This is a genomic window from Micromonospora sp. NPDC049274 (assembly GCF_040678875.1).
Classification (GTDB): domain Bacteria; phylum Actinomycetota; class Actinomycetes; order Mycobacteriales; family Micromonosporaceae; genus Micromonospora.
Genome location: NZ_JBFAQS010000005.1, coordinates 340,510 through 356,241 on the forward strand (window position 1 = coordinate 340,510; position 15,732 = coordinate 356,241).

The 15,732-nt window shown below is 72.1% G+C and carries 10 protein-coding genes; 7 read left to right on the top strand and 3 right to left on the bottom strand.

Annotation, left to right across the window (positions count from 1 at the left end; translation table 11 throughout):
* Positions 1-7: 7 nt before the first annotated feature.
* Genes AB0K10_RS12685 through AB0K10_RS12695 form a run of 3 tightly spaced genes read right to left on the bottom strand, consistent with a single transcriptional unit; the run spans position 8 to position 3,158 of the window.
* Complete coding sequence (locus tag AB0K10_RS12685) at positions 8-997, bottom strand: carboxymuconolactone decarboxylase family protein (RefSeq protein ID WP_363682753.1); 990 nt, start codon at positions 995-997, stop codon at positions 8-10.
* Positions 994-2,631 carry a GMC family oxidoreductase gene (locus AB0K10_RS12690; protein ID WP_363682755.1) on the bottom strand — a complete coding sequence of 546 codons (1,638 nt, stop codon included), beginning with the start codon at positions 2,629-2,631 and terminating at the stop codon, positions 994-996. Before AB0K10_RS12690 ends, AB0K10_RS12685 begins: the two co-directional genes overlap by 4 nt.
* The gene (locus tag AB0K10_RS12695) at positions 2,628-3,158 is read right to left on the bottom strand and encodes a DUF5987 family protein (protein ID WP_363682947.1); all 531 of its coding nucleotides are present in this window, start codon (positions 3,156-3,158) and stop codon (positions 2,628-2,630) included. Before AB0K10_RS12695 ends, AB0K10_RS12690 begins: the two co-directional genes overlap by 4 nt.
* 324 nt (positions 3,159-3,482) lie before the next feature.
* Between AB0K10_RS12695 and AB0K10_RS12700 the strand changes: the two genes are divergently transcribed.
* The 7 genes from AB0K10_RS12700 (at position 3,483) to AB0K10_RS12730 (ending at position 15,698) form a co-directional block, all read left to right on the top strand.
* Positions 3,483-4,466, top strand: coding sequence for a DUF1702 family protein (locus AB0K10_RS12700; RefSeq protein WP_363682757.1), 984 nt, complete (start codon positions 3,483-3,485; stop codon positions 4,464-4,466).
* Positions 4,463-10,246 (top strand): type I polyketide synthase, encoded by a 5,784-nt coding sequence (locus tag AB0K10_RS12705; protein WP_363682759.1) that lies wholly within the window; start codon positions 4,463-4,465, stop codon positions 10,244-10,246. The genes AB0K10_RS12700 and AB0K10_RS12705 overlap by 4 nt, the downstream gene beginning before the upstream one ends.
* A gap of 2 nt (positions 10,247-10,248) precedes the next feature.
* Complete coding sequence (locus AB0K10_RS12710; protein WP_363682761.1) at positions 10,249-10,689, top strand: acyl-CoA thioesterase; 441 nt, start codon at positions 10,249-10,251, stop codon at positions 10,687-10,689.
* On the top strand, positions 10,686-11,225 hold the full coding sequence (locus tag AB0K10_RS12715) for a flavin reductase family protein (protein ID WP_363682763.1): 540 nt from the start codon (positions 10,686-10,688) through the stop codon (positions 11,223-11,225). Before AB0K10_RS12710 ends, AB0K10_RS12715 begins: the two co-directional genes overlap by 4 nt.
* Positions 11,222-12,580 carry a cytochrome P450 gene (locus AB0K10_RS12720; protein WP_363682765.1) on the top strand — a complete coding sequence of 453 codons (1,359 nt, stop codon included), beginning with the start codon at positions 11,222-11,224 and terminating at the stop codon, positions 12,578-12,580. The genes AB0K10_RS12715 and AB0K10_RS12720 overlap by 4 nt, the downstream gene beginning before the upstream one ends.
* A gap of 95 nt (positions 12,581-12,675) precedes the next feature.
* On the top strand, positions 12,676-14,646 hold the full coding sequence (locus tag AB0K10_RS12725) for a CRTAC1 family protein (RefSeq protein ID WP_363682767.1): 1,971 nt from the start codon (positions 12,676-12,678) through the stop codon (positions 14,644-14,646).
* Entirely contained in the window at positions 14,643-15,698 is a 1,056-nt protein-coding gene (locus AB0K10_RS12730; protein ID WP_363682769.1) for an enediyne biosynthesis protein, read from the top strand. Before AB0K10_RS12725 ends, AB0K10_RS12730 begins: the two co-directional genes overlap by 4 nt.
* The last annotated feature ends 34 nt before the right edge of the window (positions 15,699-15,732 follow it).

Genomic DNA, 15,732 nt, shown 5'->3' on the forward strand with positions numbered 1-15,732 from the left:
TCGCTTGTCAACAGGCCGCTTCGTACGCCGTGGCGAGCGCGTCACCGTGCCGACGTGCCGCCGTCAGGGCAGCCCAGGCCGCCAGGCCGAGCAACCCCGCGTCGTCGTGGCCCTCGGCGCGAACGGCGGCCACCGCCGAGTCCGGCACCCGGTACGAGGCGAAGGCGACAAGCATCGCCAGTCGCCCGGTCGGCCGGTCCGCGAAGGACAGGCCCGCCAGCCGCGAGTTGAGCCAGTCCGTGACCCCCGCGAGGTCGCCCGGGGCGGTGCCGTCGACGAGGCACTCACGGACCAGCTGCCGTACGGCGGGAGGCACCGACCGCTGTCCGGCGTCCTCGATCACCGCCGCCGCTCCGGTCATGGCGGCCGCGACGTGTGGCAGCCCCGCCGCCCACCGGAGGTCGTCCGGCAGACGCCGTACCGCGCCGACCGTGCCGGGCAGCAGCGGCAGGGACTGCCCGGCCACCGCCTCCCGGCCGGCCAGGCCACCCAGCAACCGTGCCGCGGCGCTCCGGGCGCCGCCGCGCAGGGGAGCGGGAACCGCCGCCAGCGGTGAGTCCCGCAGGAAGACGTTCACCATGCGGTTGAGGTAGTGGAAGTCGACTGCCACGCCGATCAGCTCCGGCGACAGGACCGCCGGCGGCGACGGCGGCGCGGCACCCCGGCGCCCGAGCCCGCGTACGGCTGCCTGGTGGACCTCCACGCAGTACGGACAGGCGTTGGCGGCCGACACCGCCGCGGCCACCGCCTCGCGCTCCCGACGGCTCGTCGTGCCCGAGACGAGCAGGGTCTCGCGCAGGATGCACCAGGCCGCCGCGAGCAGTTCCGGCGCGGCGGCGTGCAGGGCGATCGGCGGTGCGAGCAGGCCGAAGTCGCGCTCGACCTGGTCGTACACCCGGCGGACCCGCACCGGCGCGGTCTCCGCGGGGACCGGGGAGACGTGTCGCAGGTGCGCGAAGGTGGCCCGCCGGGTGAGCCCGGCGACGGTGAAGCTCATGACACCAGGCGAGCGACCGCGCGTCGTCCCGCGGTCTCGCCGTCCGGTGACGGCGCGCCGTAGGTCACCGCGACGCCCCGGTCCCGCGCGGCCCGGACGATGCCCGGCATGGCGCGTTCGGCGAGGGCCGCGATCGTCGAGGCCGGGTTGACAGTCAACGCGCCGGGCACCGCGGATCCGTCGGTCACGAAGATGCCCGGGTGCCCGCGCAGCTCATGGCGGTCGTCAAGTGCCGAGGTGGCCGGGTCGTCGCCGATGCGGCACGACGCGAGGGGGTGCACGGTGTACGCACCCACCAGGTCGTTCGTCCACGGCATCACACGGGACAGCCCGTCGCGCTCGAGGATGCCCTTGACGTCGGCGTCGGCCAGCGACCATCCGCGCCAGGTGTTCGCCGTGGGCCGGTACCGCAGCGGGCCGTGGCCCAGCATCTGCTGGGAGAAGCGATGGGCGTTGCCGGTCTCCGGCGGCGGGCCGAAGACGCCCTCGTTGTCGTCCTCGGACATCGTGAAGATCGTCAGCCACGACTGCCAGTGGCGCAGCATCTCCTTCTTTCCCCGGCCGAACCAGCTCGGGCTCGTGTCGGGCACCTGCGCCAGGATCGTGCCCAGCGCGGGCGGGAAGTAGAGCTGTTCGAGCGAGTAGCGCTCGAACTCCGGCAGGTCGCCGTCGAGCCGGTCCCAGCTGGCGACCGTCGGGCCCCGCCCGATCTGGTACGCCTCGTAGGCCCGGCCGTCCGGCCGCGACAGCTTCAGCACCTCGCGGACCCGATCCTCGTCGAACACGGCGGTGTTGAGGCGTTCGCCGTTGCCGGAGAAGTACCGCCCGACCGCGTGCGGCATCCGACCCAGATGGGGCTCCGAGCGTTGCAGGATCACCGGCGTGGCACCCGCGCCCGCGGCGAGTACGACGATCTTCGCGTCGATGGTCCCCTCGCCGTGCAGGATCCGGTAGTCCTCCTCGTCGACCACGCGATAGTGGACCCGGTAGCTGCCGTCGTCGTTACGGACCAGGTGCTGCACTTCGTGCAGCGGCCGGATCTCGGCGCCGTGCGCCAGCGCCGCCGGCAGGTAGTTGAGCAGCAGCGAGCGCTTGGCGTCGAAGCGGCAGCCGGCCATCATCCAGTTGCAGTTCGTGCACATGTCCACGTCGATGGCCGACGGGGCCGGGTTGGCGGTACGGCCGGCGTGGTGGCAGGCGGCGGCGAACAGGCCACCGGCGTACGGCACCCGGTCCCAGGTCTGCTGGGTCACCGGCAGCGCCTCGGCCACCCGGTCGTACCAGGGTTCGAGGGTGTCCCGGTTGATGGCGGCGGGCCACATGCGTCGCCCGATGCTGCCGTGCCGCTCGAAGACGAACCGTGGCGCCCGCGGCATCGTGGCGAAGTAGACCACGCTGCCGCCGCCCACGCAGTTGCCGCCCAGCACGCTCATGCCGTCACCGATGACGAAGTCGAAGACCCGGGTGTACGACGCTCCCAGCTTGAAGTCGTGCTCGAAGTCGTCGGCCTTCAGCCACGGGCCACGCTCGAAGACCTTCACCCGGGCCCCGCCGGCGGCGAGGTGGTAGGCCGCGATGGCGCCGCCGAAGCCGCTGCCGATGACCAGGACGTCGGTGGACTCGGTGGCCGTCATGCCGGGCTCCCCGTGGCGGTGGTGGACGGATGCGGGTTGGCGAGCTGCCGACCGTAGGAGAACGCGGGGAAGCGCCAGAGCCCGTCCGGGTCGGGCGACTCGTAGCCCATCGCCAGCAGGCCCGGATGCCCGGCGGCCAACGCGTCCACCGTGTGCAGGTGTGGTGCGCTGTCGAAGGCCATGTTGCAGAAGAGCGCCAGCCCCACCCACATCTGCTTGTCCGGGTGATCGGGGCTGGTCAGCTGCTCGATCAGGGCGGTCCGGGCCTCGAACGGCAGGCCCACGAACGGCGGCAGGTCCGGCTCCAGGTCGAGGCCCGTGGCGGCGGCGTGCTCCCGGGCGTACTCGTCGAGCTCCACGCAGATCGTCTCCAGCGCCGGGGCCAGCCCTCCGGCGGGGTCTTCGAGCAGTTCGATCGCGCCGCCCGCGACGGCGCCGCCGCCGACGTCGACGCCGGCGATCGCCGCATCGTCAGGACCGCGTTTCTCGCCCGGAATGATGGTGTCGGCGAATGCCTCCAGAACCATCGTCCGCATCCGGTGTTCGGCCGCTTCGTCGGATTCCACGGCACGCTCCTTCGAGGAAGTCCGGATGTCAATTCCGGAGGTGTCGTTCGGATGCCAGTCATCGTGGTATCGGGGAGCCCCTCGCGTCCATCTCCTGTGTTGCGCTAACCGGGCCGTGCTGGTAATTCCCGCTGTCCACTATCCACTCGACCCCTTTCTAATAGTTGTGAGCTGCGAAAACGTGCCGTCTTTCACGCGCCTTCGGCAACCGCCGCAATGCAGGAGAAGTTCCGCCGTGCATAGTCGCGTAACAATGAGGTCTCAGCGGGAGGGCCGGAGCATATGATGAGTTCATTGACCAGACTTCGACGCCGTATTCTGACCCCCGACGTCGGGCAGACCACAATCAGCACGCGGGGATTCCACCTCAAGGACGAGCAGGCCCGCGAGCGCCTGGAAACGGTCGGCAGGTCGTTCCTGCACGGATTCGGGGCCGCCGCGGAGGCGAACAGCCCGCCGGAAGCGGCACCCTCGGTCGAGGCCACGCCGGCCGCGTACCGGGGCTTCGCCTATGAGGGCGCGGCGATGGCCTTCGCCATCCGCGACGCCCTGCCCGGGCGTCCGCGGCACGTCGCGCGGTTCCTCGCCGACCACGACGAGCACGTCTACATGGCGTACGTCGGGGTGGGCTGGGCGATGGCCCGCCTGCCGCGTCTGCTGTGGCACCGCCTGTACGCCCCGGACCCGCTGCTGCGCTGGCTCGTCCTCGACGGATACGGGTTCCACGAGGCGTACTTCAGGACCGACAGGTACGTGCGCCAGCGGCGCCGGCCGTCCACCTTCGCGTGGCCCGCCGACGGCCCCCGGGACTACTCGGTGCGCGCCATCGACCAGGGCATCGGTCGCGCCTGCTGGTTCGTCGCCGGAACGGATCCGGAGCAACTCGTCCGCCTCCTCGACGCGTTCCCCGCCGACCGCCGCCGCGACCTGTACGCCGGTGCCGGCCTCGCCGTCTGCTACGCGGGCGGCGCGAGTGAGCGGGAACTGAACTGGCTCGCCGAGTGCGCGGGGACGTACCGGCCGGACCTCGCGCAGGGCGCGTCGTTCGGCGCCGCGGCCCGGCAGCGGGCCGGTCTGGTGCTGCCGCACAACGAACTGGCGACCCGTGTCCTCTGCGGCATGACGGTGAGTGACGCGACACGGGTGACCGACGAGGCGCGGGTCGGGCTGCCTCCGGACGACGTCCTGCCCGCCTACGAGGTGTGGCGCCAGCGCATCAGGAATGCCTTCGACACGTCGCCAGCGACACGAAAGCCGAGTGAGCAATGACAAGTATCGCCGTGGTCGGGATGGCGTGCCGCTACCCCGACGCCCGTTCACCGCAGGAACTGTGGGAGAACGCGATCGCGGGTCGCCGGGCGTTCCGGCGGCTCCCCGACGTCCGCATGAACGCCGACGACTACTTCGACGCCGACCCGGCCGCCCCGGACCGCTTCTACGCGCGCAACGCCGCCGTCATCGAGGGCTACGAGTTCGACCGGGTCGGCTACAAGGTCGCCGGGAGCACGTACCGGTCCACCGACCTGGCCCACTGGCTGGCCCTGGAGACCGCCGCGACGGCACTTGCCGACGCGGGTTTCCCGGCCGGGGAGGGGCTGCCCCAGGAGCGTACGGGCGTCATCGTGGGCAACACCCTTACCGGTGAGTTCTCCCGAGCCAACCAGATGCGGCTGCGCTGGCCGTACGTGCGGCGGACCGTGGCGGCGGCTCTGCGGGCGGAGGGCTGGGACGACGAGAAGCTGTCCGCCTTCCTCGCCACCTACGAGGAGTCGTACAAGAGCCCGTTCCCGCCGGTGAACGAGGACACGCTCGCCGGCGCCCTGTCGAACACGATCGCCGGACGCATCTGCAACCACTTCGACCTCAAGGGTGGCGGCTACACGGTCGACGGCGCCTGCTCGTCGTCGCTGCTGTCCGTGGTGACCGCGTGCCGGGCGCTGCTCGACGGGGATCTGGACGTCGCGATCGCCGGCGGAGTCGACCTGTCCATCGACCCGTTCGAGGTCATCGGCTTCGCGAAGACAGGCGCGCTGGCCACCGGCGAGATGCGGGTCTACGACCGTGCCTCCAACGGGTTCTGGCCCGGTGAGGGCTGCGGCATGGTGGTCCTGATGCGCGCCGACCAGGCCGCCGAGGCGGGTCACCGGATATACGCCTCGGTGGCCGGGTGGGGTGTCTCCTCCGACGGCCGCGGTGGCATCACCCGACCCGAGGTCGACGGCTACCGGCTCGCCCTGCACCGCGCGTACGACAGGGCCGGTTTCGGCATCGACACGGTCGGGTTGTTCGAGGGGCACGGCACCGGCACGAAGGTCGGAGACACCACCGAGCTCACGGCGCTGTCCAGCGCGCGTGAGACGGCGAATCCCGATGCGCCGCCGGCCGTCATCGGCTCGGTCAAGGGGATGATCGGTCACACCAAGGCCGCCGCCGGGGTGGCCGGTTTCCTCCGCGCCGCCATGGCGGTGCACCACGAGGTGCTTCCCCCGAGCGTCGGCTCCGTCGACCCCCACGAGCTTCTCGCCGCCGACGGCGCCCGGCTGCGCACCCTGCGCAAGGCCGAAGCGTGGCCGGGCGCGGTACCGGTGCGAGCCGGCATCACCGCCATGGGCTTCGGCGGCATCAACACGCACGTCGTGCTGGAACGGCACGGCCCGCGTCGGCCCGTGCCGGATCGCCGCGTCCGTATCCTGGCCGCCTCCGCCCAGGACGCGGAGCTGCTGCTGGTCGACGCGGCCTCCGCGCGGGAGCTCGCCGTCCGGCTCGCCGAGCTGAGCACCTTCGTGTCCGCGATCTCGTACGCGGAGCTGGGCGACCTGGCGGCGACGCTGCACCGCGACCTACAGGACCGGCCGTTCCGGGCCGCGGTCGTGGCCTCGTCACCCGAGGAGGCGCAGCGGCTGCTGACCGCGGCCCGCGAGGCCGTCGAATCCGGTGAGACGAGACTGATCCGCCCCGACGGCCGGTTCCTGCTCGGCCACGTCAGCGGTCCGGCCCGGATCAGCTTCCTCTTTCCGGGGCAGGGTTCCGGACGCGGCGTCAGCGGTGGCGCGCTGCGGCGACGGTTCGCCGAGGTCGAGGACGTCTACCTGCGCGCCGCGCTGCCCACCGGCAGCGACGTCGTCGCGACCGAGGTCGCCCAGCCGCGCATCGTCACCGGATCACTGGCCGGGCAGCACGCCCTGTCGCTGCTCGGCATCGAGGCGTCCACAGCGATCGGGCACAGCCTCGGCGAGATCGTGGCCCTGCAGTGGGCAGGCGTCATGGACTCCGACACGCTCCTGCGCGTCGCCGGTACCCGGGGCCGGACCATGGCCGGGCACAGCCAGGCCGGCACGATGGCCGACATCGGCGCGCCCCCCGAAACTGTCGACGCGATCATCGCAGGGCTTCCGGTGGTCGTGGCCGCCTATAACGGGCCCGAGCACACGGTCGTCTCCGGGTCGGTCGACGCGATCGAGGCCGTCTGTCACAAGGCGCGGACCGCCGGCCTGAACGCGACGCGGCTGCGGGTGTCGCACGCCTTCCACTCCCCGCTGGTCGCCCCGGCCGCGGACACGTTCGTCGACGCCCTCGCCGGCGAGACCTTCCACCAGGTCGACGCCCGGGTCGTCTCCACGGTCACCGGTGAGGTGCTGCCCGCCGGCACCGACGTGCGCGACCTCCTGCGCCGCCAGATCATCGACCCGGTCCTGTTCCACCAGGCCGTCGCGTTCGCCGCGAAGAACACCGACCTGTTCGTCGAGGTCGGGCCCGGCCGGGTGCTCACGGGACTGGCCACGACTGTCACGGACGTCCCGGCGGTCGCCGTGGACACCGACGACGACTCGCTCGCGAGTCTGCTGCAGGTCGCCGGCGCCGCGTACGTCGTCGGCGCCGCCCCGGCCCCGGCGGCCCTGTTCGACGGGCGGTTCGTGCGGCCGCTGGAGGTCGGCGCCGAGTTCTCCTTCCTGACCAGCGCCTGCGAGCAGGCGCCCGAACTCGGCGCGGCGATCGGACGCGGGCCCGCCGTGGCGTCCCCGTCCCCCACCGCCGACCCGGTCGGGGCGGGAGAGGAGTCCACCGAGGACCTGATGCGGCGGCTCACCGCCGAACGCGCCGAGCTTCCGATCGAACTCGTCCGACCGGACAGCCGCCTGCTCGACGACCTGCACCTGAGTTCGATCACGATCGGCCAGGTGGCCAACCAGCTCGCACAGCGTCTGGAACTGCCACCGGCGCAGATGCCCGTCAACTTCGCGACCGCCACCGTCCGGGAACTCGCCGAGACGATGGAGACCCTGGCGCGTACGGCAAGGGACAGCGACGCCACCGCCACGCCCGTGGTGGCGGGTGTGGCCGGCTGGGCGCGGCCCTGGCGTCTCGACCTCGACGAGGTCCCGTTGCCGGCGGTTCCCGGCGACGCCACCGCCGCGCACGGCCGGTGGCACGTGTACGCGGCGGCCGACCACCCGTTCGCCGCGACCCTTGCCACGTCGCTCGAACAGGCCGGCGTCGGCGGCGGCGTCCTGGTCTGCCTGCCACCGGACTGCACCGAGGAGCACCTGGAGCCGGCCCTACGGGGAGCGCAGCGGGCCCTCGCGGCCGGTAGCACCCGCTTCGTCCTGGTCGGGCACGGCCGGGGCGCGGCGGCCATCGCCAGGACGTTGCACCTTGAGGCGCCGTCCGTGCTGGTCACCGTCGTGCACCTGCCCGCCGCCGACGACGCGGCTGTGGATCTGGTGGTGCGGGAGGTCGCCGCGACGACAAGCTTCACCGAGGTGCACCACGTGGACGGGGTACGTCGTGTGCCGACGCTCCGCGCGCTGCCGGTACGCCCCGCGACGGCAAAGGCTCCGCTCGGCGCGGACGACGTGCTGCTGGTGACCGGCGGGGGCAAGGGCATCACTGCCGAGTGTGCCCTCGCCCTGGCCACCGACAGTGGCGCCAGCCTGGCGGTGCTGGGTCGTTCCGACCCCGCCGAGGACGCCGAGCTGGCCGCGAACCTGGCCCGGATCGCCGCCGCCGGCGTCACCGTGCGGTACGCCCGCGCCGACGTCACCGACGCGGCCGCCGTCCGGCAGGCGGTGCGGGACCTCTCCGCCGAGCTCGGGCCGGTCACCGGTGTGCTGCACGGCGCCGGCCGCAACGAACCCGCCGGACTGGCCAGCCTGGACCCGGCCGCGTTCCGCCGCACCCTGGCACCGAAGGTCGACGGCCTGCGGGCGGTGCTGGACGCGGTCGACAAGTCCCGGCTCCGGCTGCTCGTGACGCTCGGCAGCATCATCGGCCGGGCGGGACTGCGCGGCGAGGCCCACTACGCCACCGCCAACGACTGGCTGGCCGAGGAGACCACCGCCTTCTCCCGGGCGTACCCCGACTGCCGTACCCGATGCCTGGAATGGTCGGTCTGGTCGGGTGTCGGCATGGGCGAACGGCTGTCGGTCGTCGAGGCGCTCAGCCGCGAGGGCGTCACGCCCATCACCCCGGACCAGGGCATCGCGATCCTGCGGCGTCTGGTCGCCGACACCACCGCGCCGGTCGTGGTGGTGATCAGCGGCCGCACCGAGGGCATCCACACCGTCCGGTACCACCAGCCGGCCCTGCCGCTGCTGCGCTTCGTCGACCGCGCGCTGGTGCGCTACCACCAGGTAGAACTCGTGGTGGAGACGGAACTCAACGTCGGCACCGACCGCTACCTCGAAGACCACGACCTGGACGGCAACCTGCTGTTCCCCGCGGTGTTCGGGATGGAGGCCATGGCACAGGTGGCAGCGGCCCTCTCCGGCGCCGACGTCCTCCCGGTCATCGAGCGGGCGGAGTTCCTGCGGCCCATCATCGTCGCGCCGCACGGGCACACGAGGATCCGGGTGGCGGCCCTCGTCACCGACGACGACGTCGTCGAGGTCGCGATCCGCAGCGAGGACACCGGCTTCACCGCCGACCACTTCACCGCCCGGCTGCGCCTCGGCGCCGACGCCGTGCCCGACGGCCCTCCGGACCAGGTGCCGGACGGTCTGGCGCCGGCCTCCATCGCCCCGCTCGACGACCTGTACGGCGGCACCCTGTTCCAGGGCGGCCGGTTCCAGCGGATCCGGCGGTACCACCGGGCCGCCGCCCGTCATGTGGACGCGGTCGTGGAGGCCGACGACTCGACGGCGTGGTTCGCCCCGTACGTCTCCGCGACGCTGCTGCTGGGCGACCCCGGCGTCCGCGACGCGCTCATGCACGGCAACCAGGTGTGCGTGCCGGACGCCACGCTGCTGCCCGTCGGCGTGGAACGCATCCACCCCGGTGGGGAGAAGCTGTCGTCCGCCCGCGAGCTGCGGTACTGCGCCACCGAACGCGAGCGCGACGGCGACACGTACGTCTACGACATCGCCCTGCGCACGGAGTCCGGAATGACAGTCGAGCGGTGGGAGGGGCTGCGGCTGCGCGCGGTCCGTAAGCAGGACGGCGCCGGCCCCTGGGTGGCGCCGCTGCTCGGCCCCTACCTGGAGCGTGGGCTGGGAGATCTCGGGCTCACCGGAGTCGCCGTCGCCATCGAGCCCGACGTCCCGGCGTCGGAGCCGGCCGAGGACTCCGTCACGCGCCGTCGCGACAGCGTCCGCGCCCTCGGGCAGGCGCTCGGGCGACCGGTCGAGATCACCTACCGGCCGGACGGTCGACCCGAGGTCGCCGGGGAGCACACCGTCTCGATCGCGCACGGCGCCGGCGTGACCCTTGCCGTCGCCGGAGTGGGCGTCCTCGGCTGCGATCTGGAGAGCGTGACGCGGCGCGGCCCGGACGAGTGGAAGGGCCTGCTCGGCCCGCACGCCGGGCTCGCCGAGCAACTCGCCGCCGACTCGGGCGAGGACGCCGACACCGCCGCGACCCGGGTCTGGACCGCGGTCGAGGCGATGCAGAAGGCAGGCCTGCCGATGCGCGGCCCACTCGTCCTGGGCGCTACGGCACCTCCCGGCTGGGTGCTCTTCGCCGCCGGCGGCGCGCGGGCCGCCTCGTTCGTCACGAGCCTGCGCGGCAGCGACGGACGCGTCGTCATCACTGTTCTGGCCGGTGCGGAGGGATGAGCATGGAGAGCTACTACGAACTGCGGCACACAGTCGGGTTCGAGGAGACGAACATCGTCGGCAACGTCTACTACGTCAACTACCTGCGGTGGCAGGGCCGCTGCCGGGAGATGTTCCTGAAGGACCGGGCGCCGAGCGTCCTCGCCGACCTCCAGGACGACCTCAAGCTGTTCACGCTCAAGGTCGAGTGTGAGTTCTTCGCCGAGATCACCGCCTTCGACGAGATCGCCGTCCGGATGCGTCTGCTCGAACTCGCCCAGACGCAGCTCGAGTTCGGCTTCGACTACGTGCGGACCGGCCCGGCCGGCGAGACGCTCGTCGCCCGCGGCGCCCAGCGCGTCGCCTGCATGCGCGGCCCGAACAACCGGACCGTTCCCACCCGGGTCCCGGAAGCGCTCGAACGCGCCCTCGAACCCTACGCCGCCGCCGGGGTCCGGCGATGACGACCTTCGGTACGGACGAGTTGGCGGATCCGGTGCTGATGCGCCGCGTCTGCGGGACCTTCGCCACCGGTGTGACAGTGGTCAGCGTCGGCGGGGACGAGCCGCACGCCATGACCGCGAACTCGTTCAACGCGGTGTCCCTCGACCCTCCGCTGATCCTGGTGTGCGTCGGCCGGGACGCCCTCATGCACCAGGCGCTCAGCCGGGCCGGCGCGTTCGGCGTCTCCGTGCTGGCCGCCGACCAGGAGGCGGTGGCGCGTTACTACGCCGACCGACGCCGCCCACTCGGGCAGGAACAGTTCGAGTTCACCGAGTGGCGGCCGGGCGCGCGGACGGCGGCGCCACTGCTCGGTGGCGCCGCGGCCCACATCGAGTGCGAGCTCTGGCGGTCGTACGACGGGGGAGACCACACGATCTTCCTGGGCCGTCCGTGCGGGATGCGCCGGTACGACGACGGCGACGGCGAGGCCCTGGTGTTCCTCGGCGGCCGGTTCCGCCGGCTCGAGAGGGCACCGTCGGCAGTGGTGACGTCATGACCGCCGTCATCCGACCGACGCCGTCCCTGCCCGGTCCGTCGCGCGCGTCGGCCGTCAACATGCTCATCACGATGGGCCGCGACCGCCTCGGCATGATGACGTCGGCGGCCGCCCGCTACGGCGACGCCGCGCTGCTGCCTGTCGGCCCGAAGGAGCTCTACTTCTTCAACCACCCCGACCACGCCAAGCACGTGCTCGCCGACAACGCGACCAACTACCACAAGGGCATCGGCCTGGTGCACGCCCGCCGCGCGCTCGGCGACGGGTTGCTCACCAGCGAGGGTGAGCTGTGGCGCAAGCAGCGCAGGGTGGCGCAGCCGGCGTTCCAGAGCCGACGCATCGCCGCGCAGGCCGGCATCGTCGCCGAGGAGGCGGTGGCCCTCGTCGACCGGCTGCGGACGCTGGGCCGCAGCGGCCCGGTGGACGTGCTCCAGGAGATGACCGGTCTGACCCTCGGCGTGCTCGGGCGCACTCTGCTCGACACCGACCTCGGGCGGTTCCCGTCGATCGGCCGCGACTTCGCCGTCGTGCAGGACCAGGCCATGTTCGAACTCGCGTCGCTGAGCGCCGTGCCGCCCTGGGTGCCTCTGCCGCGTCAGGTGCGCTTCCGGCGGGCCCGCCGCCGCCTGCAGACGATCGTCGACCAGCTCGTCGCCGAGCGCGGGACCCACACCGGTGACCGCGACGACGTGCTGTCGCGGCTCATCGTGTCGGCCCGGGCCGAGGCCGACCCCCGGGTCGGACGGCAGCGGCTGCGCGACGAGCTGGTGACCCTGCTGCTGGCCGGGCACGAGACCACGGCCAGCACGCTGAGCTGGGCCCTGCACCTGATCGACAGGCATCCCGAGGTGCGCCACCGGCTGCGGGAAGAGGCGATCGCGGTGCTGGGCGACCGGCTGCCGACCTTCGACGACCTGGGCCGGCTGCGGTACACCGCGATGGTCATCGACGAGGTGGTGCGGATGTACCCGCCGGTGTGGATCCTGCCCCGCAAGGCGCTCGCCGCCGACGCGCTGGGCGGGTACCCGGTGCCGGCGGGCGCCGACGTGCTGATCTGCCCCTACACGCTGCACCGGCACCCGGACTTCTGGGACCAGCCGGAACGCTTCGATCCGGAGCGCTTCGACCCGGCCCGCACCACCGACCGTCCGCGGTACGCCTACATCCCGTTCGGCGCGGGACCGCGGTTCTGCGTGGGGAACCACCTCGGCCTGATGGAGGCCGCCTTCGTTCTCGCCGTACTGGCCCGGGACCTGACGCTCACGACCGTCGCCACGCACGACGTCGTACCCGAGCCGATGTTGTCGCTGCGGATACGCGGCGGCCTGCCGATGACCGTGCGTCCGGCGGAGTAGAGGACACCGCCGGGTGACCGCGGACCGCTGTCACCCACGACCGCACCACCCGACAGCCCGACCCGGACGGGTCGGGCGCCACCCGAGGGGGATCGTTGCCACCGAAACCAGTGGGTCCGCTGCGCAGACTCATTCCCGTCGTCTTCGTCCTGGTACTCGTCGCGGGGCTGTTCACCATCTCGCGGCTGCCGTCCGCGTCCGCGGCGGACCGACGCGCGATGGCGTCACAGTTCGCGTTCACCGAGATGCCCATCGCCCTGCCGCCGGGTCTGCCGCAGCGCACGATCCGGACGGTGAACCCGAAGTACGAGCACATCCGGTCCTGGATCTCGTCGGTCGGCGCCGCGGTGGCGGTGAACGACCTCGACGGGCAGGGCGGCGCCAACGACCTCTGCCTCGTCGACCCCCGCAGCGACAGCGTCGTCGTGACCCCGGCGCCCGGCGGCGGCGCCCGCTACGCGCCGTTCGTGCTGGACCCGGCGCCGTTGCCGATGGGATCGGCTATCGCGCCGATGGGCTGCACGCCCGGCGACTTCAACGTCGACGGACGCACCGATCTGCTCGTCGTCTACTGGGGACGGACCCCTGTCGTGTTCCTGCAGACCGGCAACGCGGCCAGCCTGAGCCTGGCGTCGTACCGCCCGGTGGAGCTGATCCCGCAGCAGCAGACCACCGACGGCCGCTACCGGGGGCCGCTCTGGAACACCAACGCGACAGCTGTCGCCGACTTCGACGGTGACGGCCGACCCGACATCGGAATCTTCAACTACTTCCCGGACTCCCAGGTGCTCGACGCGCAGGGCCTGCCGAACGTGCAGATGAACCACTCCATGTCCCGCGCGCAGAACGCGGGCGGGGCGCACGTCCTGCGCTGGACCGCGGCCACCGCCGGCGCCGAGCCGAGTGTCACCTACGAGGAGCAGAAGGCCATCGACCCCCGGTACGCCACCGGCTGGACGCTCGCCTCGGCCTCCGCCGACCTCGACGGTGATCTGCTGCCCGAGCTGTACCTCGCCAACGACTTCGGCAACGACCGCTTCTTCCACAACGTGTCGGCCCCCGGCCGGATCAGGTTCGCCCTGGCAGAGGGCCGCCGCGGCCCGCTGGACCCCAAGTCGCTGGTCGTGGGTCACGACTCGTTCAAGGGGATGGCCGTCGACTTCGCCGACCTGCGCGGCAGCGGCAGGTTCGACGCCTTCGTCAGCAACATCACCGAGTCGTGGGGGCTGGAGGAGAGCAACTTCGTCTGGCAGAACACCGCGGCGAACCCGCAGGAGGCGCGGGAACGGCTCTCCAAGGGCATCGCTCCCTTCGAGAACAGGGCGTCGGCGAAGAACCTCGCCTGGGTCGGCTGGGGCTGGGACGTCAAGATGGCCGACTTCGACAACAGCGGACGGCTCGTCGTGGTGCAGTCCTGCGGCTTCGTCAAGGGCACTGTCAACAGGTTCAACTGGTTGCAGGAGCTGGCCGCCAGCAACGACCTGATGCTGCGGGAGCCGGACATGTGGCCCAACGCGCAGCCGGGTGACGACATCGCCGGCTCGAACGCGCTGGCGTTCTGGGCGCCGGAGGACAACGGCCGCTACGTCGACCTGAGTCCGCAGCTCGGACTCGACGACCGGACCCCGACCCGCGGTATCGCAGTGGGTGACACCGACGGTGACGGCCGCCAGGACTTCGCGGTGGCCCGGCAGTGGGGTCCGCCCGCGTACTACCACAACACCAAGGCGCAGGTCGGCGGCTTCCTCGGGCTGCGGCTGCACCGGCCCGCGCTCGGCGCCGCCACGGGCACCGACGCCCGCACCCCGGCGTACGGCGCGCAGGCCCGGGTGACCACTGCCGACGGCCGCACCCAGCTCGCCCAACTCGACGGCGGCGGCGGGCACTCGGGCAAGCGGAGCTTCGACCTGTTCTTCGGACTCGGCGACCAGGGCGGCACGCCCGTCACCGTCGAACTGAGCTGGCGCGACCTCGACGGCGTCCAGCATCAGCAGACCCTGCCCCTCTCCGCCGGATGGCACGACCTCACGCTCACCGACCGAGCCCAGGAGCTGACCACACCATGACGGACGTCAAACGCGCCCCGGTGGGCGTGACCACCACGGCCGAGGTCGCCGACGCGACCCGCAACGGCAGGGGGCCGGACCGGGCACTGGCCGGCGTCGACACGCGACCGCCCGTACCCCGGGTGGACAAGCGCGACCCGCGCTACCTGGCCCTGCGGAACTTCGCCATCTCCATGTCCATCCTCAACGTGCTCGGCTACACGGTCCTCGGTTTCGAGCAGCCCTGGACCTGGCCGTTGTTCGCCCTCGCGATCGGCTACACGGTCGAGCTCGCGATCGAGGCGGTCGCCGCCCGATCCCTGGGCCGCCGACCGGCCTACAGCGGTAACGGCGCGTGGGGCGTCTACACGTTCCTGCTGCCGACCCACATCACCGCGCTCGCCGCCAACATGCTGCTGTACGCCAACGACATGTTCTGGCCGATCGCCTTCGCGGTGGTCGTCGCCGTCGGGCAGAAGGCCGTGCTCCAGGCCCCGATCGCCGGGCGCATGCGGCACTTCATGAACCCGTCGAACTTCGGCATCACCATCACGCTGCTCGCGTTCTCCTGGGTGAACGTGGCACCGCCGTACCACTTCACGGAGAACGTGCCCGACGTCTTCCGGATGTTCATCCCGATGGTCGTGCTCACCGCGGGCACGATTCTCAACGCGATGCTCACGAAGAAGGTCGCGCTGATCGTGGGTTGGGTCGGCGGCTTCGTCATCCAGGCCCTGATCCGGCACTACGTCTGGGACGTGCAGCTCTGGTCGGCGCTGAGCATCATGACCGGGGTGGCGTTCGTGCTCTTCACCAACTACATGGTCACCGATCCGGGCACCACGCCCTCCAAGCCCCGCTTCCAGTTCATGTTCGGCGCCTCGGTGGCCATGGTGTACGGCGTCCTGATGCTGTTCAACGTCGTCTACACCCTGTTCTTCGCGGTCACGATCGTGTGCCTGGCACGGGGTCTGTTCTGGTGGGGCAGGTGGCTCGCCGAGCGGCGCGGCACCCGCACAGCGGTGCAGCCGGTGCCGCCGCCGGCGGCGGTGGAACTGCCGATCGCCCGCTGACCCGTCGATCGACAGCGGACCGGCCGGTCGTCCT